At 69.8% G+C, this 23,043-nt stretch carries 22 protein-coding genes; 7 read left to right on the forward strand and 15 right to left on the reverse strand.

The window, feature by feature from the left end; translation table 11 throughout:
- Positions 1-49: 49 nt before the first annotated feature.
- Positions 50-448 (reverse strand): ATP-binding protein, encoded by a 399-nt coding sequence (locus OHO83_RS42805; protein WP_266680640.1) that lies wholly within the window; start codon positions 446-448, stop codon positions 50-52.
- A gap of 622 nt (positions 449-1,070) precedes the next feature.
- Between OHO83_RS42805 and OHO83_RS42810 the strand changes: the two genes are divergently transcribed.
- Positions 1,071-1,424: a VOC family protein gene (locus OHO83_RS42810; RefSeq protein ID WP_266680642.1), complete on the forward strand. Its 354-nt coding sequence runs from the start codon at positions 1,071-1,073 to the stop codon at positions 1,422-1,424.
- 58 nt (positions 1,425-1,482) lie between these two features.
- Here OHO83_RS42810 and OHO83_RS42815 read toward each other — a convergent pair whose 3' ends face one another.
- Positions 1,483-1,647 carry a hypothetical protein gene (locus OHO83_RS42815; protein WP_266680644.1) on the reverse strand — a complete coding sequence of 55 codons (165 nt, stop codon included), beginning with the start codon at positions 1,645-1,647 and terminating at the stop codon, positions 1,483-1,485.
- A 70-nt stretch (positions 1,648-1,717) separates the two neighbouring features.
- Here OHO83_RS42815 and OHO83_RS42820 point away from each other — a divergent pair, with 70 nt between their 5' ends.
- On the forward strand, positions 1,718-2,266 hold the full coding sequence (locus tag OHO83_RS42820; RefSeq protein ID WP_266680646.1) for a hypothetical protein: 549 nt from the start codon (positions 1,718-1,720) through the stop codon (positions 2,264-2,266).
- Positions 2,267-2,645: 379 nt separating this feature from the next.
- Here OHO83_RS42820 and OHO83_RS42825 read toward each other — a convergent pair whose 3' ends face one another.
- From OHO83_RS42825 to OHO83_RS42865, 9 genes are all read right to left on the reverse strand, one after another.
- Positions 2,646-4,031, reverse strand: coding sequence for a phosphomannomutase/phosphoglucomutase (locus OHO83_RS42825; RefSeq protein WP_266680648.1), 1,386 nt, complete (start codon positions 4,029-4,031; stop codon positions 2,646-2,648).
- Complete coding sequence (locus OHO83_RS42830) at positions 4,015-5,637, reverse strand: glycoside hydrolase family 13 protein (protein WP_266680650.1); 1,623 nt, start codon at positions 5,635-5,637, stop codon at positions 4,015-4,017. The genes OHO83_RS42825 and OHO83_RS42830 overlap by 17 nt, the downstream gene beginning before the upstream one ends.
- Positions 5,634-6,863 carry a Gfo/Idh/MocA family protein gene (locus OHO83_RS42835; RefSeq protein WP_266680652.1) on the reverse strand — a complete coding sequence of 410 codons (1,230 nt, stop codon included), beginning with the start codon at positions 6,861-6,863 and terminating at the stop codon, positions 5,634-5,636. Before OHO83_RS42835 ends, OHO83_RS42830 begins: the two co-directional genes overlap by 4 nt.
- Positions 6,860-7,939, reverse strand: coding sequence for a glycoside hydrolase family 130 protein (locus OHO83_RS42840; RefSeq protein WP_266680654.1), 1,080 nt, complete (start codon positions 7,937-7,939; stop codon positions 6,860-6,862). The genes OHO83_RS42835 and OHO83_RS42840 overlap by 4 nt, the downstream gene beginning before the upstream one ends.
- A 5-nt stretch (positions 7,940-7,944) precedes the next feature.
- On the reverse strand, positions 7,945-8,793 hold the full coding sequence (locus OHO83_RS42845) for a carbohydrate ABC transporter permease (protein ID WP_266680656.1): 849 nt from the start codon (positions 8,791-8,793) through the stop codon (positions 7,945-7,947).
- Position 8,794: 1 nt separating this feature from the next.
- The gene (locus tag OHO83_RS42850; protein WP_266680658.1) at positions 8,795-9,739 is read right to left on the reverse strand and encodes a carbohydrate ABC transporter permease; all 945 of its coding nucleotides are present in this window, start codon (positions 9,737-9,739) and stop codon (positions 8,795-8,797) included.
- The gene (locus OHO83_RS42855) at positions 9,736-11,028 is read right to left on the reverse strand and encodes an ABC transporter substrate-binding protein (protein ID WP_266680660.1); all 1,293 of its coding nucleotides are present in this window, start codon (positions 11,026-11,028) and stop codon (positions 9,736-9,738) included. The genes OHO83_RS42850 and OHO83_RS42855 overlap by 4 nt, the downstream gene beginning before the upstream one ends.
- 108 nt (positions 11,029-11,136) lie before the next feature.
- Positions 11,137-12,156, reverse strand: coding sequence for a LacI family DNA-binding transcriptional regulator (locus tag OHO83_RS42860; protein WP_266680662.1), 1,020 nt, complete (start codon positions 12,154-12,156; stop codon positions 11,137-11,139).
- Positions 12,157-12,409: 253 nt separating this feature from the next.
- Positions 12,410-13,231, reverse strand: coding sequence for a helix-turn-helix transcriptional regulator (locus tag OHO83_RS42865; protein WP_323187149.1), 822 nt, complete (start codon positions 13,229-13,231; stop codon positions 12,410-12,412).
- Positions 13,232-13,378: 147 nt separating this feature from the next.
- On the opposite strand from OHO83_RS42865, the gene vdcB reads away from it, so the two are divergent.
- The 5 genes from vdcB to OHO83_RS42890 all read left to right on the forward strand — a co-directional run bounded on the left by vdcB (position 13,379) and on the right by OHO83_RS42890 (position 18,967).
- Positions 13,379-13,981: a non-oxidative vanillic acid decarboxylases subunit B gene (gene vdcB, locus OHO83_RS42870; protein WP_100596746.1), complete on the forward strand. Its 603-nt coding sequence runs from the start codon at positions 13,379-13,381 to the stop codon at positions 13,979-13,981.
- Between the two features lie 28 nt (positions 13,982-14,009).
- Complete coding sequence (gene vdcC / locus OHO83_RS42875) at positions 14,010-15,437, forward strand: non-oxidative vanillic acid decarboxylases subunit C (protein ID WP_266680668.1); 1,428 nt, start codon at positions 14,010-14,012, stop codon at positions 15,435-15,437.
- A 34-nt stretch (positions 15,438-15,471) separates the two neighbouring features.
- Entirely contained in the window at positions 15,472-15,711 is a 240-nt protein-coding gene (gene vdcD, locus OHO83_RS42880; RefSeq protein ID WP_264484662.1) for a non-oxidative vanillic acid decarboxylases subunit D, read from the forward strand.
- Positions 15,712-16,101: 390 nt separating this feature from the next.
- Positions 16,102-17,802, forward strand: a complete 1,701-nt coding sequence (locus OHO83_RS42885; RefSeq protein WP_330280639.1) for a glycoside hydrolase domain-containing protein — start codon at positions 16,102-16,104, stop codon at positions 17,800-17,802.
- A gap of 37 nt (positions 17,803-17,839) precedes the next feature.
- On the forward strand, positions 17,840-18,967 hold the full coding sequence (locus tag OHO83_RS42890) for a C40 family peptidase (protein ID WP_266680673.1): 1,128 nt from the start codon (positions 17,840-17,842) through the stop codon (positions 18,965-18,967).
- An 85-nt stretch (positions 18,968-19,052) separates the two neighbouring features.
- Here the strand turns inward: OHO83_RS42890 and OHO83_RS42895 are convergent, their stop codons facing one another.
- Genes OHO83_RS42895 through OHO83_RS42910 form a run of 4 tightly spaced genes read right to left on the reverse strand, consistent with a single transcriptional unit; the run spans position 19,053 to position 23,014 of the window.
- Complete coding sequence (locus OHO83_RS42895) at positions 19,053-20,069, reverse strand: ABC transporter ATP-binding protein (protein WP_266680675.1); 1,017 nt, start codon at positions 20,067-20,069, stop codon at positions 19,053-19,055.
- Positions 20,066-21,103, reverse strand: coding sequence for an ABC transporter ATP-binding protein (locus tag OHO83_RS42900; RefSeq protein WP_266680677.1), 1,038 nt, complete (start codon positions 21,101-21,103; stop codon positions 20,066-20,068). Before OHO83_RS42900 ends, OHO83_RS42895 begins: the two co-directional genes overlap by 4 nt.
- Positions 21,103-22,011: an ABC transporter permease gene (locus OHO83_RS42905; RefSeq protein WP_266680679.1), complete on the reverse strand. Its 909-nt coding sequence runs from the start codon at positions 22,009-22,011 to the stop codon at positions 21,103-21,105. Before OHO83_RS42905 ends, OHO83_RS42900 begins: the two co-directional genes overlap by 1 nt.
- A 4-nt stretch (positions 22,012-22,015) precedes the next feature.
- The gene (locus OHO83_RS42910) at positions 22,016-23,014 is read right to left on the reverse strand and encodes an ABC transporter permease (protein ID WP_266680681.1); all 999 of its coding nucleotides are present in this window, start codon (positions 23,012-23,014) and stop codon (positions 22,016-22,018) included.
- Positions 23,015-23,043 lie beyond the last annotated feature (29 nt).

A 23,043-nucleotide genomic window follows, 5' to 3' on the forward strand; every position in this document is an offset into this window, starting at 1 on the left:
GACCGTCGCCCCGCCTCGCCAGGAGGTTGCCGCGGGCAGTCCCGGGGCGTCACGCCGCGCGGACCTGGAACCACACCCACTTACCGCGGTCTCCCGCCGTCGCGACGCCCCACGCCTGTGAGGCGGCGTCCAGCAGGTCTAGCCCGCGTCCGCACTCCATGTCCTGGTCTTCGTCGGCGAGGCCGGCCCGGTCGCCCGCGCTCATCCCGGGCTCCCTGTCGAAGACAGCGCCAGTGATCACGTCGGCGGAGGGGTCGAAGCCGACAGCTACCCCGATCGCCGCTCCTTTGCCATGGCGGACGGCGTTCGAGACCACCTCGGTCAGCAGGAGGGCTGCCGTGTCCGCCCCGGAGGAACCGGTCGGGGCTATCTCCTGCAGAGCGGTTCGGGCCTCGGCGGCCGCGCGAGGATGTCGGGACAGAATGGCGATGTCGCTGGATGCGTGCATGGGATCTCCGTTGTCTGTTTCCCGGTGAATTCAATCCCCCTGCTTACTCAATCCAGGATGACCCAGAACTATGGCCGGATCCGCATGCCTTTTCTCCGCATTCCCATGTCCCGGACGTCACCGGCCCGAGTGACGATCGTCATGGGCCGACCGCTGGGGACTGGGCTGGCCGCGCTTCGAAGCGGACAGCGAAATGCGACGCGACACCATCTTTTCGGGGGGAAGAGGAGATAGAACGGTGCCGCGCCGCATATTCATGAGGCGACCCTGATGAGCCAGATTCCGGTGTCGATCCTCCCCAGGCGCTGCGACTGAAGCAACGGTCGATTTCGGAAGGAATGCAGCGCGCTCCGCGACGGGCAGCGAGTCGCCGACCGTTGGCGTCACCGCTCAGACACGGCCCCGGCGACCGGAGCGCGAAGAGCAATGTGTGCCATGAGTTCGATGCGTGTTCCGGGGGCGGCCGGCCGTGGCGGCCACGGCACTGCACCGGCGCTGGAGGCGGGCGGCTGTGGTGCCTCAGCGGTGCGTGTGGACGCGACGCCCGTCGGCCCATCCAGAGGTGAAGCGGGCGTTGGTGTGGTGGCGGCCCGCCCGGACGCCGCCCTGGCAAGATGGCGGCATGGAACGTGTCCTTGGTATCGGTGGGTATTTCATGCGGGCCGACGACCCGGCGGCCCTGAGCGCGTGGTATCGCGACTGCCTGGGTCTGGACGCCGATGAGAACGGCCTGTGGCGTCAGGAACCAGGGCCCACGGTGTTCGCGGCGTTCGAGTCCGGGACCGACTATTTCGGGTCCCGTGCCCAGCAGACCATGCTCAACTTCCGGGTCCGCGACCTGGACGCGATGCTCGCGCAGTTGCGCGCCAAGGGCGCGGACGTGGCCGAGGAAACGCAGGACATGGAGGGTGTCGGTCGATTCGGCTGGGTCACCGATCCCGAGGGCAATCGGGTCGAGTTGTGGCAGTCGGCCTGATCACGTCTTCGCGCAGGCGGTGACGGGCCGGTGGACCACTGAGTTTGTCGAGGCGTGATCAGTCCGCGGCGCCCTGTGCGGCGCTGGACTGACGTACCCGACGCCGGGGCTCGACCCGCGCGAACCGTCCTGCGATCCGGCGCATCAGGCCCTCGAACGCCTCCTGCCAGCGGGCAGGGTCTACGCTGTGACCTGCGGCCACCGTACGGTCTTCTGTCTTCACGCACGGATGATCAACGGTGGTCGCGCCCGTCTGTCAGCAGGGTGGGAGGGCCACCTTCGAAGGAGATGCGGTGCTGGGGCTGCTGGGCTTCTATGACGAACTCGGCAACCGTCCGGGCCAGCCAAATGGGTCCATACGCGATGCCGTCCAGCACTCCGGTGAGGTGGACGAGGCGGACCTGGTGGCCTACCTGGATGCCGGGCACGTCCTGATCGACGTCATGGAGGGCGGCCGCGACGCTGTCACGGGCAGTGCCCACCGCCACTCCCCGGGTTGCTCATCGCTGGTTACAGACGGGACCTGGCTCTGGCGACTGGACTTCCCTCACTACGTTGAAACGCACCACGTTCTGCTCCCCAACGCTTTCATGGAGCACGTGCGAGGCCTGAGTTACCGGATGCCACCTCTCGTCACCGCGCAGTTCGCCCCTCACTGCAACGAGACCATGCCCCTCGTCGGCTGGGCGTCGGCTGTCCCGTGGCCAGTGACTGCGGCCCTGCTCGAACCCGAAGCGCGAGAAGTCATGAGCAAGATTGAGTTTGACGCGATGTTGCTGGCCCAGGCACGAAACCGGCCGCGCGGCACCTGGATCAGGCCGCGCAAGCCGAGGAAGGCATGAGCCACATCCAGCCCCATCACGATCTACGGCTGGAGTACTGACTCCAGCACATCCCCGGCAATCGGGAGGTCATCGACGACAGCCAGCAACTCGTGCAGGCTTTCGCACGCTTCATAGGGTCGATCATATTCGGCCGCGCCAGCCCTGTAGTAGGCCATCTGCTCCGCCAGGAGAACGCCGTCATCCAATGCAGGCTGCTCTCACACGGGTTCAGCTTCGCCGAACCAGCTCAGCTTGCCAACTCGGTCGGCGTGGACACTGTCGGCCTTGACCTTCGGGCAAGGTCAAGAGCCATGATCCATGAGCTGTGGGGACGGCCGAGGAGGCCGCAGGCGTGGTTCCGTACCCGTGTCAGAGCCTTCTCCGTGACTTCGTGGGCTCAGGTGCGGATCGTCGCCAGTACCTCGTCTCGGAGAGCGCGCATCGCCGACTGGGTGGGGGCTTCCACGTTGAGGCGCAGCAGCGGCTCCGTGTTCGAGGGGCGGACGTTGAACCACCAGTCGGTTCCGCTGACGGTCAGGCCGTCGAGGTCGTCGAGCGTGACGTCCGGGCGGTCGGCCCACGCCGCCCGCACTGCCGCTGTGCGTGAGCTCGGGTCACTGACGGCGGAGTTGATCTCACCGGAGGCGGCGTAGCGTTCGAAGCTGCTGGTCAGGTCGGACAGCGGGGCGCTCTGTGTGCCCAGGGCGGCGAGGACGTGGAGGGCCGCGAGCATGCCGGTGTCGGCGTTCCAGAAGTCGCGGAAGTAGTAGTGAGCGGAGTGCTCGCCGCCGAAGACGGCGCCGGCGCGGGCCATTTCCCGCTTGATGAAGGAGTGGCCGACGCGGGTGCGGACCGGAGTGCCGCCCGCCTCGCGGATCACCTCCGGAACCGTGCGGGAGGTGATGAGGTTGTGGATGACGGTGGCCCCGGGATGCCGCGCAAGTTCGCGTGAGGCGACGAGCGCGGTGACCGCGGAGGGCGAGACCGGGTCGCCGTGCTCGTCGACGACGAAGCAGCGGTCCGCGTCGCCGTCGAAGGCGAGGCCGAGGTCGGCGCCCTCCTCGCGGACGCGTGCCTGCAGGTCGACGATGTTGGCGGGGTCCAGCGGATTGGCCTCGTGGTGGGGGAACGTACCGTCCAGCTCGAAGTACATCGGGACGATGTCCAGGGGCAGACCGGCGAGGACCGTCGGCACGGTGTGCCCGCCCATGCCGTTGCCCGCGTCGACGACCACCTTCAGCGGGCGGATCGCCGACAGGTCCACGAGGGAGTGCAGGTACGTGGCGTAGCCGGTGAGTGTGTCCGTGGTGGTGACGGTGCCCGTTCGGCCGGCGGTCGCCGGGGCGCCGTTGTCCGTCCACCCTTCGACCAAGGCGCGGATCTCGGCGAGGCCCGTGTCCTGGCCGACCGGTTCGGCGCCGGCGCGGCACAGCTTGATGCCGTTGTACCGGGCCGGGTTGTGCGAGGCGGTGAACATCGCGCCGGGGAGGCCGAAGGAGCCGGAGGCGTAGTACAGCTGGTCCGTCGAGCAGAGGCCGATCTCGGTGACGTCGGCGCCCTGTGCGGTCGCGCCGCGGGCGAAGGCGCGGGCCAGGCCGGGGGAGGAGGGACGCATGTCATGGCCCGTCACGATCGCGTCCGCGCCGGTGACCTGGACGAACGCGGCGCCGAAGAGCTCGGCCGTCGTCTCGTCCCACTGGTCGGGGACCACGCCGCGCACGTCGTACGCCTTGACGAGTCCGGACAGGTCGGTGCGGTGGGTCACGTCAGTCGCGCGTGTCATCGGTGTCGCTTTCGGCGAGATGGGCGGGGGTGGTCGGGTCGAGGAGCCACAGCGCGGTGTCGGGCGGCAACGTGTCGCCGTCGAACGGTCCGCTGCCGAGCGCCGGTCGGCCGGGCAGACCGAGCGGGGGGAGACGCAGGGGCTCGGCGCCCAGGTTGACGAGGCAGACCAGCGCGCCGCGGCGGAAGGCGAGGTACGGGGCGTCGGGTGCGGACAGCCAGGTCGGTGGGGCCGTCGGGTCCGGTGCCGGACGGGTGCGGCGGATCCGCAGCGCCGCCCGGTACAGCGCGAGCGTCGAGTCGGGGTCCTGCTGCTGCGCGGCGACCGTCAGGTGCGACCAGTCGTCCGGCTGTGGCAGCCAGGTGTGGTCGGGCGCCACGGTGCTGAATCCGTACGGGGCGTGCTCACCGGTCCACGGCAGTGGCACACGCGCGCCGTCACGGCCGCGCTCCGTGTGGCCCGAGCGTTCCCACAGCGGGTCGAGGATGCGGTCGACGGGCACCTCGACCTGCGGCAGTCCCAGCTCCTCGCCCTGAAAGAGGTACGCGGAGCCGGGCAGGGCCAGCATCAGCAGCGCGGCCGCACGGGCGCGCGCCGGCGAGCCGTACCGGGTGACCGGGCGGACGGCGTCGTGGCTGGAGAGCAGCCAGGTGACCGGGCTGCCCGGCACGGCGAACGAGCCGTCGATGACCCGGCGCAGCTCCGCCGCCTCCCAAGGTGCTTCCAGGAAGGCGAAGTTGAAGGCCTGGTGCATCTCGTCGGGCCGGATGTAGCGGCTGAGGCGGGACGGGTCGAAGACGGCGGACTCGGCGACCATCACCCGGTCCTGGGGCGCCACCGCGCCGGCGGGTGCGGGATGGGTGTCGAGCAGGGCCCGCCATTCGCGGTAGAGCGGGTGCAGCTCTTCCTGGTCGTAGTACGGCATCAGGTGGTTGCGCAGCGGGTCCCTGTGCTGGCCGGGGCCCGCGTCGGGCAGCCCTTCCGCCTTGAACAGGGCGTGGGCGACGTCCACGCGGAAGCCGTCCACACCGCGGTCGAGCCAGTACCGCAGTACCTCGGTGAAGGCGCTCCGCACCTTGGGGTTGTGCCAGTTGAGGTCGGGCTGCTCGGCGGCGTGGAGGTGGCAGTACCACTCGCCGTCCGTGACCCGGGTCCAGGCGGAGCCGCCGAACGCCGACTGCCAGTCGTTGGGGGGCAGTTCGCCGTCCGCGCCCCGGCCGGGCCGGAACAGGTACATCTCCCGCTCCGTCGACCCGGGCCCCGCGGCCAGAGCCTCCTGGAACCAGGGGTGCTGGTCGGAGGTGTGGTTCGGCACCAGGTCGATGATGAATTTGAGGCCCAACTCATGTGCGCGCACGATGAGTTGGATGGCGTCGTCGTCCGTTCCCAGGTCCGCGGCCACGCCGGTGTGGTCGGCGATGTCGTAGCCGCCGTCGGCCAGCGGCGACGGGTAGAACGGGGTGCACCACACGGCGTCCGCGCCCAGATCCTTGATGTGCTCGAGGCGTGCGGCCAGGCCCGGCAGATCGCCGATCCCGTCGCCGTCCGAGTCGGCGAAGGCGCGCGGGTACACCTCGTAGCAGACCATGTCCTGCCACCAGCTCATGTGGAGGCTCCCTCGGAGACGGCCGGGCCGGGCGAGGGGACGCGCTGCTCGGTGCCGGTGGAGGCGGCGAGGGTGGCCGCCTCGGCGACGGCGACCGCGGCGAGACCGCTGACGGCGTCCGCGACCGGAGGCGTGCCCTCGCGGACGGCCCGGACCAGATCGGCCGCAGCGGCGCGCACGCTCTGCGCGTACACGTACGGCTTGCGGGCCTCGCCGCCCAGGTCGATGACAGCGGTGACGTGGTGCGGGACCGTGCGCTGCTCACCGCGCCCGCGGGCCGGGGCTGTGGAGCCGGCGTCCCGTTCGACGCGGACGGTGATCCGCTCGTCGCCGTGCGTCCGGAAGCCGTCGACGGACAACAACGTGTCTACCTCGTCCGGTAGTTGCTCCCAACGGCGGGCGCCCGCCTCGTCGGTCCACGCCGAGATCTCGGCCTGCACGGGGATCCAGCCGCTGATCCGCGTCTCCGCGAACCCGTGGTCCAGACGCATGAGTTGACGCTCGGCACGGTGGGCGTGCGTGAAGGAGTGCAGGTGGGAGGCGAGGACGCCGCCGGGGTGGACGACGTCGGCGCTCACCATGTCGACCGGGCCTCCGGGCCGCGCCACGGCGGTCGCTCGCACGCTGACCGGGTCCGACCCCAGGAGGGCGCGGGCGGCGTCGAAGAAGTGGACGCCGTGCTCGACGAAGATGCCGCCGCTGTGTGCCGGGTCCCAGAACCAGTGGTCGGGGCCCAGGTCCTCGTCGGAGGCGTCGTTCTCGAACAGGAACCGGCGCGGGGGCGCGAGCAGCCCCCGCTCGGTGAGGTGCCGCACGGCCCGCAGCAGCGGGTTGTACCGAAGCACGTGGTCCACGACCAGGACGCGCCTGGCGAGCCGCGCCTCGTGGGCGACCGCCGAGGCGTCCTCGGTCGTGGTGGCGAGAGGCTTCTCGCAGAAGACGTGGCGCCCCGCACGCAGCGCGGTGACGGCCATCTCGGCATGGGTTGCGGGCGGCGTGGCGATCAGCACGGCCGCCACGTCGTCCCGTTCGAGGAGCTCGTCGAGGGAGGCGAGCGCCGGGACGCCGTGCCGCGCGCCGAGCCTCTCGGCGCGGTCGCGCGAGGGGTCGGCGACGGCCACGAGGCGCAGGCCGGGCAGACCCGCGACGGCGTCCAGGACGAACTCGGCGAACCCGCCGCAGCCGACCAGGCCGACTCCGAGAGGTGCGAGGGCGCCGCCGGTCACGCCGTGCGCTCCAGGAGGGCGACGCCGATGTGCGCGTCGGCCATGCCGTAGAAGACGTAGAGCCGGCCGTCGATTTCCTCGATGGCCGTCGGGAAGACGACGTTCGGGACGGTGCCCGAGATCTCCTCCTCGGTCTCCGGGGCCATGAGCGGCTCGGCGGAGCGCGCGAGCACCTTCGACGGGTCGGCCGGGTCGAGGATCATCGCGCCGGCGGCGTACGACACCTTCTGGTTCTGCGCCCACGGGTCCTCGATGGATCCGGAGACACCGTGGTGGATGAGCAGCCAGCCCTCGGCCACGCGGATGGGGGCCGGGCCGCCGCCGATCTTCAGGGACTCCCACGGGAACTCGGACAGAGCCAGCAGACGGTGGTCGCGCGGGCGGGTCAGGGCGCGGATGTCGGCCTCGACCTCGGCGACCGGAACGTACGAGATCCAGATGCCGGGACGCTCGTCGGTGACACCGGCGGGCAGGTGTACCCCCTCGCCCGGACGGAACCAGCCGAGGTCCCACATCGGGCGGTGCAGCATCGCGTACGCCATCTCGCCGTCCGGGCCCGGGACGGGCTCGGGGAAGTGGACGACGTCCTTGTTGGGGAAGAGGTTGAGGTCGGTGTCCAGGTCGGCCTGGTACTGGAACTGGATCGGGCCGAGGCGCTCCCAGTCGGTGAGGTTCTCGGACACGGCGAGAGCCGGCTTCGGGCCGAGCGGGCCGTAGGCGACGTAACTCATGACGTGCTTGCCGAGCGAGGGGACCCAGGTGATGCGGGGGTCCTCGACGCCGGCGTTGTTCTTGCCGCGCTCCCAGCCCTCGTCGGGGGAGAGGACGACGCCGCGGCGCTCGACGGCGCTGGGCGCGCCCGTCTCGTCGAAGGTGACCTCGGCGAGGCCGACACGGGAGACGTTGCCCTCGGCGACCAGGCGCGGCAGCAGGTGCAGCGTGCCGTCCGGGGTGCGGCCGGAGGCGGGGTTCAGGACTCCCTCGACCTCGTTCGCCTCACCGGCCAGCGGGGACATGACCACGCCCTTGCGCACCATGCGGTAGGGGATGTCGGTGGCGACGGTGGTGTTGCTCATGGCGATTAGCCCTTTACTCCGGAGTCGATGTCGGTAGAGGTGAAGTGGCGCTGGAACAGGAGGAACAGGGCCACAGCGGGGACGGCCAGCACACATGCGCCGGCCAGCAGGGCACCGGCCGGGTTGGCGACCGTGCCCTGGAGGTTGGAGAGGAAGCTGGCCAGCGAGACGGCCAGCGGCTGCATGTCGGCGTTCTTGGTGACGAGGAACGGCCACAGGAACTCGTTCCACGGCCCGATGAACGTCAGCAGCAGCGCGGTCAGCACCGCCGGACGTGCCATCGGCAGCGCGATCTGCCACAGGATCCGCAGCTCGCTCGCCCCGTCGATCCGCGCCGCCTCGAAGAGGGACTGCGGCAGCTGGGAGAAGAACTGGCGGAAGAGGAACACCGCCGTCGAGTTGATCGCGAACGGCAGGATCATGCCGAGGTAGTTGTCGCCGAGCCCGTAGTCGCGGACGACGAGCACGTACAGCGGCAGTGTGAGCAGCTGGAACGGGATCATCTGTACGAGGAGCAGTGCGGCGAAGACGGCGCCCTTGCCGCGGAAGCGCAGCTGGGCGAGCGCGTATCCGGCGAGTACGCCGAAGACGAGCGTGCAGACCAGGACGCCGATGGTCATGATCCCCGAGTTGAGCAGGGAACGGCCCAGCGAGATCGCGCCGTTGACGGCCGTGTAGTTGGCGCCGGTCAGCCCGGACGGGACCGCGGCGGACAGATCACCGACCGTCGTCCCGCGCAATGAGCCGACGACCATGTAGTAGAAGGGGAACAGGAAGGCGACCGCACCGAGTGACAGCAGGATGTGGCGGACCGCGCTCCCGCCGCGGTGGCGGGTCTCCAGGGTGTCACTCATGTCAGTTTCCCCTCTCGGTGAGCTTGCGGGCGGCGAGCGAGACGACCATGACGAACGCGACGAGGACGACACCGAGCGCGGCCGCGAAGTCGGGGTGTCCCTGCTCGATGCCCTTCTGGTACATCAGCAGCACCGGCGAGGTGGAGGAGTGGTCGGGACCGCCGCCCCCGGTCAGCAGGTAGGGCTCGCTGAACAGATTGGCGCCGGTGATGATCGCGTAGATCACGACGAGCGTCGTCGCGGGGCGCACCCCGGGCACGGTCACCGAGAAGAACTGCCGCACGCGGCCCGCGCCGTCCATGGCGGACGCCTCGTACAGCTCCTTGCCGACGTTCTGCAGCGACGCCAGGTACAGCATCACGAAGAAGCCGAGCTGCTTCCAGGTCACGAAGACGGCGATCATCGGCATCGCGAGATGCGAGTTCACCAGCCACGACGGGTCGGGAGCGTGCGATCCCAGCAGGTGGTTGACGAACCCGTCCGAGCCGAACAGGAACTGCCACACCGCGACCAGCGCGACGCTCGCGGTCACGTAAGGGAGGTAGAACGCGGCGCGGAAGAACGCGCGGCCCCGGATCTTCGCGTTCAGCGCCGTGGCCAGGACCAGCGAGAGGCCCACGGTGAGCGGCACGTTGATGACCAGGAAGATCACGATGTTGAGGAACGCCCGGCCGACCACGGGATCGGTGAAGACGTCCTTGTAGTTCGACAGGCCCACCCACGGTGAGTCGACGTCGGTGCCCGGAGCCGTGAAGTAGAAGCGGTGGAAGGAGATCCACACCGTGTAGACCAGCGGGACGGCGAAGACCACCACGAGGAACAGCACGTACGGCGACACGAACAGCGCGCCGACACGGGACAGGCCGCGGGCCCTGCGCGGGCCCTCCCGCCGGGCGGGAGCGCTGTCCCTGACGGCGGCGGGCGCTGACTGGAGATTCACGCTCATGACGGGTCCCCGTACTCGTTCAGCAGGTCGGTGATCTCGGACGAGGCGTTGCGCAGACCCGTCGGCGTGGACTCCCGGCCGAAGACGACCGCCTTCGTCCACTCGTCGCGGAAGGTCTGCCAGATGTCGATGGAGCCCGGCACGTTCGGCACCTCGACGACGCGCTCCGCCTGGTCGGCGAAGGCCTTGTACGTCGGATGCGCCTTGAAGTAGGCGGCGTACTTCTCGGTCAGGTGCTCGCGCATCGGCATCTGGCCGGTCGTCCCGAGGAACTTCCCGTCCTGGCCGGCGGAGCTCGCGAACTTGAGCACGTCCCAGGCCGTGGCCCGGTTCTTGCAGGAGCTGAACATCGCAGCGGACTTCTCGTCGCTGAACGAGTGCTTGTCCGCGCCGCCGTCCGCGGTCGGCACCGGCGCGACACCGATGTCCACGCTGTTCTTGTACGCGGCCAGCGCCCAGGGACCGACCGTGGCCATCGCGGCCTTGCCGTCGTTGAGCGAATCTCCCGGGTAGGCCTCCTGCGGAGCCAGCTTCTCGGCGTAGAGCCTGCGCCAGAACGCCGCGACCTGGAGGCCCGCGGGCGAGTCGAACTGCGGCTTGCCGTCCTCGATCAGCTGCTTGCCGCCGCTCTGCGCGGCGAAGGCCGGGTAGAAGTCGTACCAGGGCTGGAAGAAGTCGCTGCTGGGAGACGGCCAGATCGCCGCCTTCGCGGCGCCGCTGTGCACGAGCTTGCGCGACGTGTCGAGGAACTCCTTGTACGTCGCGAGCTTCGGGTGCTCCGGATCCAGACCGGCCTTTTCGAAGAGCTTCTTGTTGTAGAGGATCATGACGGGGTTGCTCTTCCAGGGCAGCTGGTAGAACTTGCCGTCCGTCGAGCGGTACTGGTCCGTGAGGGCGCCACCGCGCTCGGTGATGTACTTCTCGCCGTCCGGGAAGTCACTGAGGGGCACGAGCCCGTTCTGCTTCTGGAACGTCGGCACCGCCGCGGGCGAGGTGTTGAAGGCGAGACAGGCCGTCGTCCCGGCGATGATCGAGGCGCTGATGGCCTCCTCGGACGTCTTGCCGGCCGGGATCTGCTGCGCCGTCACGTGCTGGTCGGGATGGCGCTCGTTCCACGAGGCGACCATGGCCTTGCCCCACTGGACCTCTTGCGCGTTGTTGGAAAGCCAGACCGTGATCGGTCCGCGCGCGTCAGCGGCGGTGGCCGGATCGGGGGCCGACCGGCCGCAGGCTGTCGCCGTGCCCGCGACTGCGAGCACGAGCAGCGCGTACGCCGTTCTCCTCAGCATGATTGATCTCCGAACTGTTCACGCGCGGCCTCGTCGCCGAGCGGAATTTCCGGTCGGCGCCAGCGCGACCGGTGCTTGGTCCCTGCGTGCGGGGGTGCGGTCCCCGCGTCACCCGCGGGGCGCGGGCCCGATCGACGCGCGGGGCACGAACTGGGCGGGCGGCAGCTCCACGTGCGCCGCGGTGCCGAGGGCGATCACCGCGTCCAGGGCGCGGGCCGCCGCCTCTCCCCAGCCGCGGGCGTCCGCGCGGGCGGAGGCGAGCGGCGGGTAGCTGTATCGCGTCAGAGGGGCGTCGTCGTACCCGACCACCGACAGCTGGTCGGGTACGCGGACGCCCAGCTCCTGGGCGACCGAGAGCCCGGCCATCGCGGCGAGATCGTTGCCGTAGACGATGGCGGTCGGGGGCTCGGGAAGCGTGAGCAGCTCCCGTGTTGCCCGGGCGCCGCCTTCGGGGCTGAACCCGCCGGGCAGCACCGGGCCCTCGGGCAGACCGAGCGTGTGCAGGGTCTGTTCCCAGGCCGTCCGGCGCCGGTGGGCGTGCCGCAGTTCCTGGGGGCCCTCGACGTGGGCGATGCGCCGGTGTCCGAGGTCCGCGAGCCGGCGGATCGCGTCGGCGTAGGCGGGTTCGTCGTCCAGGCTCACCGCCGTCAGGCCGCCGCCCCACTCGGGCTGGCCCACCACGACGGCGGGCAGACCGAGTTCGCGCATGAGCGGGGGGCGCGGGTCGTCGCGGCGCAGGTCGGTCAGGAGGACGCCGTCCACTTGCCGCTGTGCGGCAAGGCGTTCGTACACGCCCTGCTCCTGCCCGGGGGTGGTCAGATGCACCATGAGTCCGTCGCCGCGCTGCCCGATGACAGCCTCGACGCCCGCGATGAACGCCGGGAAGAACGGGTCCGCCCCGATCTGCTCCGCCTCGCGGGCCAGGACCAGGCCGAAGGCTCCGGCCTTGCCCAGCGAGAGGCCGCGCGCCTGATGGCTCGGCGTCCAGCCGAGGTCGGCGGCGGCCGCGAGAACCCGGGTCTTGGTCTCCTCCGCGATGCCGGGCCGGTCGTTGAGCGCGAAGGAGACGGTGGCGCGCGAGACGCCCGCACGCTGTGCGACATCCGCGATGGTGGGCTTGCGTGCCATGATGCTGGACTCCCTGGGTACGGCCTTGGACGAGCCGGAGCGCGCGACGAACCGTCCAGCCGGCACGGAACGAAGGTCCGCAACCAGTCCTTAAACCGGTTTGAGTGGCCGAACGACGCCGACTAAACCGGTTTGAACGTCAGAGGTCAAGGGGTCGGCGGGTGTGATCTGTGTCGTCGCTCCGGGCTCTCGCGCCGCCTCTGGAGCGGGAGCCGTCCCGCCGGGCGGCCTCGCGCACGCGTCCCTCGCCGGGCTACGTTCCGCGGAACGCCCCCGGCGTCATGCCCGTCCGCAGCCGGAAGAACTTCGTGAAGTCGCTCGCGTCCGTGAACCCGAGCCGGACGGTGACCTCCTTCGCTGTCAGGCCACTGTGCTGCAACAGGCGCTTGGCCTCCAGAAGGACCCGGTCGTCGACGTACTGCTTGGCCGTACGTCCCGTCGCGGCGAGCGTGGCCCGGGTCAGCGTGCGCGGGCTGTAGCCGAGCGCCGCCGCGTAGTCCTCGACGCGACGGGTCACCGCGTGGTCCCGCTCGACGGCCGCGTGGAAGCGGCGGAACGTCTCCGACGCGGCGGCCGGCCGCGGCGCCGGGCCACGCGCCTGCGCGAGCCGCACCACGAGCACGGACAGCAGCGCGCGCAGCACCTCGGTGTGTGCCCGGAGGGGGAGCGAGGCCATCGCCCCGTACTCGTGGACGAGATGGTCGAGTGCCAGGCGAACGCCTTCCGCGTCCGAGCCCTCCAGGACCGACGGGCGCTGTTCGTACGGCGGATCCATGTGTGCCAGCGAAACCGTCGCCGGCGGCAGGAAACCGGGCTGGAACAGCACGATCACCCCGTCCGCCGCCACCAGGTCGGGGCCGAACCGCTGCACCTGCCCCGGCCGGATCCACAGCCACGACCCGGGCCTCAGCTCGTGCTCGACGAAGTCGACCCACATGTGCAGCGGCCGTTCGCGGGCGCCGATCAGCTGGTGGAACGCGGGGCGCAAGGGCGCGTACGGGTCATTGCCGTGGCGCCGCGAGCGTTCGAGCAGGTCGGCGAGTTCCATCACCTCGACTCCGGCCGGTGCGCCCACGGCCGGGGTGTACTCCAGGTCCCTGACATCGGGGCGCCCTGCAGGGTGTCCGTTTTTCCCCATCGATGGTCCCGAGGGTACCGCTGCCGGGTCCAGATCGCTCCGTAGCGTGAAAGCACAGGTCAGCGACGTGTTTGAGGTGGTCCAATGCGGTTGGTCGTGGGAATGACCGGGGCGACGGGTGCCCCGTTCGGTGTCCGTCTGCTGGAGAATCTGCGCGAGCTGCCGGGCGTGGAGACGCACCTGGTCCTGTCCCGCTGGGCGCGCACCACCATCGAGCTGGAGACGGGCCTGTCAGTGGCCGAGGTGTCCGCCCTCGCGGACGTCACGCACCATCCCGAGGACCAGGGCGCCACCATCTCCTCCGGTTCGTTCCGCACCGACGGCATGGTGATTGTGCCGTGCTCCATGAAGACCCTCGCCGGGATCAGGACCGGATACGCCGAAGGGCTCGTCGCCCGGGCCGCGGACGTGGTTCTCAAGGAGCGACGCAGGCTCGTCCTCGTCCCGCGCGAGACACCGCTGAACGAGATCCACCTCCAGAACATGCTCGAACTCGCCCGCATGGGCGTGCAACTGGTGCCACCCATGCCCGCCTTCTACAACAACCCGCAGACCGTCGACGACATCGTCGACCACGTGGTGGCCCGCATCCTCGACCAGTTCGACCTGCCCGCGCCCGCCGCCCGGCGCTGGGCCGGGATGCGCGCCGCCCGTGCCGCTTCCCGCTCCTTCGGCGACGCCGCCTGAAGTCCCCTGCCCCGTAAAGGAATGCACCATGGCCTATGACGACTTGCGCAGTTTCCTCGACACCTTGGAGAAGGAGGGGCAGCTGTTGCGCATCACCGACGAGGTGCTGCCCGAGCCGGATATCGCGGCCGCCGCCAACGCGACGGGCCGCATCGGCGAGAACGCCCCCGCCCTCCACTTCGACAACGTCAAGGGCTTCACCGACGCCCGGATCGCGATGAACGTCCACGGCTCCTGGGCCAACCACGCACTCGCGCTCGGGTTGCCGAAGAACACGCCGGTCAAGGAGCAGGTAGAGGAGTTCGCGCGGCGCTGGGACGCCTTCCCCGTGGCGCCGGAGCGCCGCGAGGACGCCCCCTGGCGCGAGAACACCCAGGAGGGCGAGGACGTCGATCTGTTCTCGGTGCTTCCCCTCTTCCGCCTGAACGACGGAGACGGTGGCTTCTATCTCGACAAGGCCGCCGTCGTCTCCCGCGACCCGGAGGACCCGGACGACTTCGGCAAGCAGAACGTCGGCACGTACCGCATCCAGGTCATCGGCACCGACCGGCTCGCCTTCCAGCCCGTGCCCATGCACGACGTGGCCCAGCATCTGCGCAAGGCCGAGGAGAAGGGTGAGGACCTGCCCATCGCCATCACCCTCGGCAACGACCCCGTGATGGCGATCGTGGCCGGTATGCCGATGGCGTACGACCAGAGCGAGTACGAGATGGCGGGCGCCCTGCGCGGCGCGCCCGCGCCGATCGCCACCGCACCGCTCACCGGCTTCGACGTGCCCTGGGGGAGCGAGGTCGTCATCGAGGGCGTCATCGAGTCCCGAAAGCGCCAGATCGAGGGCCCCTTCGGCGAGTTCACCGGTCACTACTCGGGCGGCCGCCGCATGCCCGTCATCCGCGTGGACCGCGTCTCGTACCGCACGAACCCGGTCTTCGAGTCGCTCTACCTCGGCATGCCGTGGACCGAGTGCGACTACCTCGTCGGACCCAACACGTGCGTGCCGCTGCTCAAGCAGCTGCGCGCCGAGTTCCCCGAGGTGCAGGCCGTCAACGCCATGTACACGCACGGCCTGATGGTGATCATCTCCACGGCCAAGCGGTACGGCGGCTTCGCCAAGGCCGTCGGCATGCGCGCCATGACGACGCCGCACGGGCTCGGCTACGTGGCCCAGGTGATCCTCGTCGACGAGGACGTCGACCCGTTCAACCTGCCGCAGGTCATGTGGGCGATGTCCGCCAAGGTCAACCCGAAGGACGACGTCGTCGTCATCCCCAACCTGTCGGTCCTGGAACTCGCGCCCGCCGCGCAGCCCGCCGGCATCAGCAGCAAGATGATCATCGATGCGACGACGCCGGTCGCCCCGGACGTCCGCGGCAACTTCTCCACTCCGGCCAAGGACCTGCCCGAGACCGCCGAGTGGGCCGCCCGCCTGCAGCGCCTCATCGCGGCCCGCGGCTGACGCCCACCGATACTCGTCGAAAGGGACAACTCCCGTGAACCACCTGCCCGTTGAATGCCCCCGCTGCGCCTTTGAAGAGATCTCCCTGCTTGCCACGTCCCCCGTCCCGGGCGTGTGGGACGTGGTCCAGTGCGGCCGCTGCCTCTACACCTGGCGCACCATCGAACCCGCCCGCCGCACCCGGCGTGACGCCTACCCGGACAGCTTCAAGCTGACGGCGCAGGACATCGAGAACGCCATCGAGGTGCCCGCGGTGCCGCCCCTGCTCAAGTGACCTTCCTGGCACGCCCGAAGGGCGCGTCCGCCAGGACCCGAACGGAAGCCGGGGCGCGGCCGGACCATGTCCCGGCGTCGAGGTCCCGTCGTGGGAGTGAGATCGGGGTGCCCAACTTCCTCTCATATGCACATAGTTGATCGCTCGCTCGCACTCAATCTCGCGCGGTGAACGTAGAAAATATCCGGTAGTAGGTAGTGCAACGGAACTCATTAACGCGCTACCTTTCGCCTGCCCCGTCACGGCAGGCACACCAACGGTGTTGGGCCCCATCCGCTGACCGGGCCGAAGGCGCACAGTCCTGTCCAACCCAGAGACTGAATCTGGAGTGCCATGACACCGCTCCGTTCCTCGCGTGCGCGACTGCGCGGCGCAACCACCGTTCTGGCAGTGCTGGCGACGCTGGGCACCTCGGCCGTGGCCGCCGCCGCGTCGCCCGCCGCCGCCAAGGACGTCTCGTTTCGCGGTTATCACGTACGCGTGCCCGGCAGTTGGCCGGTCGTCGACCTGGCCGCGAACCCCGACACCTGCGTGCGCTTCGACCGGCACGCGGTCTATGTCGGTCATCCCTCCGATGCCGGTCAGGCCACCTGCCCGCCCGGCATCGTCGGCCGTACCGAGGCGTTGGTCATCGAACCCCTCGACGCCAAGAGCCGTCAGAAGATGGACAGTTCGACACGCAGGGCGCCCAAGGGCTCCGCGACGGCTGCTGCCGACGGGGCGAAGAGAGAGTCCCCCGGGCGCATACGTGAGGCGGTCCCCGCCGCAGGAGTACTCGTGACCGCCTCCGTCGGCGCTCACGAGGCCACCGTGCAGGGCATTCTGGACAGTGCCCGCCTGGACGAAGACGCGAAGGCGACGGCCACGACGCCGGGCACCGCCGAATCGGGCCAGGAGGCAACCCCGGCGGCGGCAGCTGTGGCGGCACAGCCCGGTACATACACGGGGCTGGGCTTCGACCCCTGCGCCGCGCCCTCCTCCTCGCAGATGTCCGCATGGTCCGCCTCGCCCTTCCGGGCCGTCGGGGTGTACATCAGCGGCATCAGCGCGGCGTGCGACCAGCCGAACCTGACGGCGTCGTGGGTCCAGACACAGACGTCGGCGGGCTGGCACATCATCCCCATCCACGTGGGTCTCCAGGCGCCGTGCAACAACTTCAGCCACAAGGTGTCGTCCACCCTGTCCACCGCCGCTGCTCAGGGACGCAGCGAGGCCCAGGAGTCCATGGGAGCCGCCGCGGCGCTGGGGCTGCCCGAGGGCAGTGTGCTCTACAACGACATGGAGGCCTACGACCAGAACAACACCGCATGCAGTGACGCGGTGATGACGTTCCTCAGCGCGTGGACCGAGGAACTGCACGCGGGCGGTTATCTGTCCGGCGTGTACTCGTCCGCCGCGTCCGGGATGGTCGACCTGGCCGGGGAGTACACGGCCGGTACGTACACCAGCCCCGACCACATCTGGTTCGCCCGCTGGAACGGCGCCGCCGACACCGACGCCACACCCTACGTGCCCGACGCGTACTGGGCCGACCACCAGCGCATCCACCAGCTCTCCGGGGACACCGACGAGACCTGGGGCGGCGTGACCATCAACATCGACCGGGACTACCTGGACGTGGACACGGGGCCGTTCGCCGGATCCTGCTCGGCGAACCTCGACTTCTCGCAGTACACGTCGGTCTCGGCCGGCTCCTCCGGCGGCCTGGTCAGCGCGGCGCAGTGCCTGCTGCTGCGTCAGGGACGCTACAACGGCGCCGTGGACGGCGCGTTCGGTTCGGGTACCACGACCGCCGTGCAGTCGTTCCAGGGATCCGTGTCCCTCCCGGTCACCGGCACGGTGGACTCCCACACCTGGACCGCGCTGCTGTCGGCCGGCACCAAGCCGACTCTCCAGTCCGGCTCCGCCGGTACCGACGTCAAGCGGCTGCAGCGGGCGCTGATCGCGGCCCGAGGACAGAGCCTCACCATCGACGGCGACTTCGGTCCCGCGACCACCTCGGCCGTCAAGGCCTACCAGACCGCCCAGGGCCTCACCTCCGACGGAATCGTCGGGAACGCGACCTGGTCGGCCCTGCAAGCCGGCAAGTGACCCCCGGTCCACGACGAACCAAGGGAGAACCATGCCTGTGCACTACAGACGTCGCCGCGCCGCCCGCGGCCTGGGAGTCGCCCTGGCGGCGGGACTGCTCGCGATGGGCACGCTCGTGCCCGCTGCCGCCGCGACCGCGCCCGCGCGCATCATTCTGGTCTCGTCCGACTGCCCCAACACCATCCAGCAGGGGCAGGCGAGCGGATGTGTCACGGAACTGCAGACTCTGCTGAACGCCAACGGCGCCTCGCTGACGGTCGACGGCGACTTCGGGTCGGCCACCACCACGGCCGTCAAGGCGTACCAGACCTCCCAGGGGCTCACCGCGGACGGCCTGGTCGGGCCCGCCACCAAGTCCGCGCTGTACTACGAGGACCCCTCCGTGCCGATCGACCTGCGGTCACTGCGCTGTCCCGTGCAGCTGGAGACGGACGAGAACGACGGCTGCGTCACCGAGCTGCAGAACAAGCTCAACTCCAACGGGGCCGGCCTGACCGTGGACCATGATCTGGGCGCGGCCACCGTCACCGCGGTGCGCAACTACCAGACCTCGCACGGCCTGACGGCCACCGGGCTGGTGGATCCGCCGACCAAGGCCGAGCTGTACGGCGATGCGGCGCCGCAGCAGCCGGCCGACCTCGGCTCGGGACGCTACGCCGCGGTCGTCAGCTACGCGCAGCAGGCCACCGGCCAGAACATCCAGTACGTCTGGGGCGGCGGTCATGAGGACGGGGCGTTCTCGTTCGGCCCGTCGATCGGCATCTGCGACGACTACGGCGGCTCGATCCAGCCGTGCCCGGCAGACAAGGAAGTGGGTCTGGACTGCTCGGGCTTCACGCGGTGGCTGTACTGGCGCGCGGGGGCCGGCGACATCGGCCAGACCACACGCGACCAGGTGGTCAACCCGAAACTGGCGCAGGTCAGCGCGGCCGGTGCGATCCCGGGCGACCTGGTGTACTTCGGTGGCTCGGCGTCGACGGTGCATCATGTCGGGGTCTACATCGGCAACGGGTTGATGATCAACGCTTCGCACACCGGAACCTACGTACGGCAGGACACCGTCGCCTCGCACAGCGACCTGCTCGGCTACTACCACGTCACCGGTGTCACCTCGGCGGCCCTTGCCGACTCGCTGGCCGGTCCGGCGCCGCACGAGGCGGGCTGATCGTCAGCGCGTGAAACGAACGGATGCCGGAGCCGCGACAGGGGCTCCGGCATCCGCATGTGGTACCTGCATCACCGAGAGGTCGTCAGACGCCCGCCGGCTCGATCTCCACACCGACCACGCGTCGCGGTGTGGGGTGGAAGCAGGCGTGGTGCTGCCCCGCGTCACCGAGTTGTTCGAGGACCGGCCGGGCGGCGGTGCACCGCTCATCGGCGAAGGGGCAGCGAGGAGCGAAGAGGCAGCCGTCCGCCTGTGCCTTCTCGTCCAGCGGGGCGAGCGGCTCCAGCCGGTCGGGTCCGGGCTCCTCCCGTCCGCGCATGATGGGGACGGCGGACAGCAGACACTGGGTGTAGGGGTGCACGGGCGCCTGGATGATGTCGTCCGTCGGTCCCCGTTCGATCACCTGCCCCCGGTAGATGACGTGCAGTTCGCCCCCTGCGCCGATGTAGCGCGCGGTGGCCACGTCGTGGGTGATGAAGACCAGGGAGATCCCCAGCCGGGTGCGCAGATCGTGCAGCAGGGCGAGGATGCCGAGCCGCAACGACACATCGATCATCGAAACGGCTTCGTCGGCGATGAGCACTTCCGGGTCCACGGTCAGCGCACGGGCGATGACGACGCGCTGGCGCTGGCCGCCGGACAGCTGGTGGGGATACTTGGGCAGGACGCCGTCGGGTTCGAGGCCCACCAGTTCCAGCAGCTCCGCGGCCCGCCCGGGGACCCCCGAGGACGCGGCACCGGTCACTCTCGTGCGCATCCGCAGGGGGTCGCCGAGGATCTGGTCGATGGTGCGCGTGGGGTTGAGGGCGGAGTACGGATCCTGGTGGATCATCTGGATGCGGCGGAAGTACGGGGCGCGTTTGCGGGGCGGGAGTTTCGACATCTCCGTTCCGTCGATGAGGAGTTCACCGCCGTCGAATGTCTCGATCCCGGTGAGGATCTTGCCGAGCGTGGTCTTTCCGCATCCCGACTCGCCGATGAAGGAGACGGCTCCGCCCTTGGGCAGGGCGAAGTCCACGGAACGCAGGGCGTGCACGGTGCGCTCGCCGGTGAAGGCGCCGCGGGTGCGGTAGGTGCGGGTGAGGCCGCGTGCCTCGATCACGACGCGTCTCCCTTCGGGGTGGCGGGGGATGAGCGGACGAGGGCCGCGTCGGCATGGCAGGCCCGACGATGGCCGGGCCGGAACTCGTCCAGCTGCGGTTCCGAGCTGGTGCAGACCTCCGTGGCGAACGCGCAGCGCTCACGGAACACACAGCCTGTCTTCGGGATGGTCGTCAAGTCCGGCGGCCGGCCGGGCAGCGCCCGGGCGCTCGCGATGTCGCCGGTGATCCGGGCCGTGGCACGGATGAGGGCTTTCGTGTACGGGTGGGAGGGGGCGCGCAGGAGTTCCAGTGCCGGGCCGTGCTCGACGACGCGGCCGCCGTACATCACGGCGAGGTTGTCCGCGATCTCCGACACGACGCCCATGTCATGGGTGACGATCAGGGTGCTGAGGTGATTCTCCTCGTGCACCTCGCGGATGATCTTCAGGACCGCGGCCTGGGAGAGCACGTCGAGGGCCGTGGTCGGCTCGTCGAGGATGAGCACCTTCGCGTTGAGGACGAGCGCGAACACGATGCCCAGGCGCTGGCGCATGCCGCCGGAGAGTTCGTGCTGGTAGGAGTCGAGGACACGCTTGCCGTCCAGGCCCATGCGCTCGGCCAGTTCGCGGGCGCGGTGGAGGAGGCCGGGGAGGTCCTTGACGTCGTGTGAGCGGCCGAGGTCCAGAATCTGACGGCCGATGGTGCGCAGCGGGTTCATGGAGTTCTGGGACGCCTGGAACACGTAGCCCAGTGCCGAGCCGCGTACGGCGCGAAGCTGCTTGGCCGAGAGGGCGGTGACCTCGCCCACGCCGTCGACGTGGACGGTGCCGCCGCTCACGCGGCCCGGTTCGGGGATGGCGTTCATCAGGGCGAGGGCGAGTGTGGACTTGCCGGAGCCGGACTCACCGACGAGGCCGGTGATCCGGCCGCGGGGCAGGTCGAGCGTGACGCCCGCGATGGCCGGATACTCGGTCCCCTCGATGCGGTAGTGGACGGTCAGGTCGCGTACCCGGACCTCCGCCTCGGCGGTCGCCGTGGGGGTGTTCAGCGTCATCAGCGCTCCCTCAAACGCGGGTTGAACAGTTCGTCGATCGCATCGAGGAACAGCACGACGCCGGTGATCAGCAGCAGGATGCAGACCAGCGGGGCCAGGAGGTACATCAGCGCCTCCGGGCTCTGCAGCGCGCCGCCGGAGAACACCGCCTGGTTGATCATCACTCCCCAGTTGGTGGACGTGAACGGCACGATGCCCAGGAAGAACAGGCCGACCTGGGCCTCGACGAAGCTGACGACGGCCAGCAGCAGGTTCATCGCCACGTAGGGGGCGAGGTTGGGCAGGAGTTCCTTGACGAGGATGTGACGGTTGGACAGGCCAAGGCTCCGGGCCGCTTCGAGGAAGCCTCGCTCGCGCAGGCTGAGCGTCTGGGAGCGCACGGCGCGGGCGATGCCGCCCCAGCCGACGATGCCGAGTACCAGGCCCATCTCCAGCGGGCTGCCGAAGGCCCACACGGTGGAGAGCACGACCAGCACCGGGAGGCCGGGAATGGTGAGGATGAAGTCGGTGGCGCGCATCAGCAGCGAGTCGGCCAGGCCGCGGTGGAAGCCGGCCAGCAGGCCGACGGCGGTGCCGATGCCGACGGCGAACAGTCCGGCGATTGCACAGGTCATCAGGACGTAGCGGGAGCCGACGACCAGGGCCTGGAAGACGTCGGAGCCGGCGAAGTCGGTACCCAGCCAGTGCTCGGCGCTGGGCGGCGCGTAGACCGCGTTCGGGTCGACGGCGAGGTTGTCGGAGTAGAGCATCGGGCCGAAGGTGCCCATCAGCGTGAAGAACACCAGGATGGCCAGACCGGCGACCCGGCCCGGCTTGCGCGTGAGCACCCGCCGGATGCCGGCCCAGTAGCGGCGGCGCGGCGTGACGACGGCGGGGCGCGGCTCGGCGGTGAGGGGTGCGATGGTCATCGTCTCAGCGCCTCACTCGGGGGTCGATCACGGAGTAGAGCAGGTCCGCGATGATATTGGCGAGCACGACGGCGATGGTGATGATGAGGAACGCGCCGGTCATCAGCGGGTAGTCGCGGGAGCCGATGCTCTGCAGCAACAGCCGTCCCAGACCGGGGTAGTTGAAGGCGTTCTCGATCAGGATCGCGCCGCCGAAGAGATAGCCGCAGGCGATCGCCAGGGTGGTGAACAGCGGCAGGACGGCGTTGCGGCCGATGTAACGCAGCCGTGTGCCGGGGGTGATGCCGCGCAGTTCGGAGGCGAGGATGAAGTCGTCGCCGAGGACGGAGGCGACCGAGGAGCGCATGGAGAGCATCCAGCCGCCGTAGGAGATGAGTACGTAGGTGGCGACGGGAAGGATCGCGTAGTAGGCGACGGAGCCGATGTACGCGGCGCTCCAGCCGGACTCCACCCAGGGGTCGTTGGTCTCGCCGTACGGCAACCAGCCCAGCTGGGTGTGGAAGACGGTGGTGAGCAGGATCGCGAGGACGAAGGACGGGATGCCGGCGATCAGCGAGGCGGACAGGCTGAGCGCGCCGCCCCAGCGGGAGGAGCGTTTGACCGCCGCCACCACACCGGCGGTGGTGCCGATGGCGAAGCTGATCAGCAGGCCGCTGAGGATGGGGATCAGCGTCCACGGCAGGGCGTTGCCGATCACTTGGGAGACCGGCACGCCGCTGTAGGAGATCGAGAGTCCGAGGTTGCCGTGCAGCAGGTCGGACACGTAGTTCACGTACTGGGTGGCCAGCGGGTCCTGCGAGGTGTAGCCGTAGATCACGGCGACCTTGGCCATGGCCTCGTCGGGGGACATGCCCTGGCTGAGGTAGCTCTCGTAGGCCACCTTGCCCGGGCTGCCCGGCAGCGCGTGGACGAGGAAGAACGTGAACGAGGCCACGACCCAGACCATCACCGCGCCGCCGGCCAGCTTGGTCAGGACGGCGCGGACGAGTCCCTTCACGTTCATCACCTCCTTTCCGGGTGTGTGGTGCGGTG

It is taken from the genome of Streptomyces sp. NBC_00569 (genome assembly GCF_036345255.1).
GTDB lineage: Bacteria > Actinomycetota > Actinomycetes > Streptomycetales > Streptomycetaceae > Streptomyces.

Coding starts and splice junctions, on each gene's coding strand:
- OHO83_RS42850 (WP_266680658.1), bottom strand. CDS start 9,739: ATGAGCGTGAATCTCCAGTCAGCGCCCGCCGCCGTCAGGGACAGCGCT.
- OHO83_RS42830 (WP_266680650.1), bottom strand. CDS start 5,637: ATGAGCTGGTGGCAGGACATGGTCTGCTACGAGGTGTACCCGCGCGCC.
- OHO83_RS42855 (WP_266680660.1), bottom strand. CDS start 11,028: ATGCTGAGGAGAACGGCGTACGCGCTGCTCGTGCTCGCAGTCGCGGGC.
- OHO83_RS42910 (WP_266680681.1), bottom strand. CDS start 23,014: ATGAACGTGAAGGGACTCGTCCGCGCCGTCCTGACCAAGCTGGCCGGC.
- OHO83_RS42860 (WP_266680662.1), bottom strand. CDS start 12,156: ATGGCACGCAAGCCCACCATCGCGGATGTCGCACAGCGTGCGGGCGTC.
- OHO83_RS42845 (WP_266680656.1), bottom strand. CDS start 8,793: ATGAGTGACACCCTGGAGACCCGCCACCGCGGCGGGAGCGCGGTCCGC.
- OHO83_RS42810 (WP_266680642.1), top strand. CDS start 1,071: ATGGAACGTGTCCTTGGTATCGGTGGGTATTTCATGCGGGCCGACGAC.
- vdcC (WP_266680668.1), top strand. CDS start 14,010: ATGGCCTATGACGACTTGCGCAGTTTCCTCGACACCTTGGAGAAGGAG.
- OHO83_RS42825 (WP_266680648.1), bottom strand. CDS start 4,031: ATGACACGCGCGACTGACGTGACCCACCGCACCGACCTGTCCGGACTC.
- OHO83_RS42905 (WP_266680679.1), bottom strand. CDS start 22,011: ATGACCATCGCACCCCTCACCGCCGAGCCGCGCCCCGCCGTCGTCACG.
- OHO83_RS42900 (WP_266680677.1), bottom strand. CDS start 21,103: ATGACGCTGAACACCCCCACGGCGACCGCCGAGGCGGAGGTCCGGGTA.
- OHO83_RS42805 (WP_266680640.1), bottom strand. CDS start 448: ATGCACGCATCCAGCGACATCGCCATTCTGTCCCGACATCCTCGCGCG.
- vdcB (WP_100596746.1), top strand. CDS start 13,379: ATGCGGTTGGTCGTGGGAATGACCGGGGCGACGGGTGCCCCGTTCGGT.
- OHO83_RS42840 (WP_266680654.1), bottom strand. CDS start 7,939: ATGAGCAACACCACCGTCGCCACCGACATCCCCTACCGCATGGTGCGC.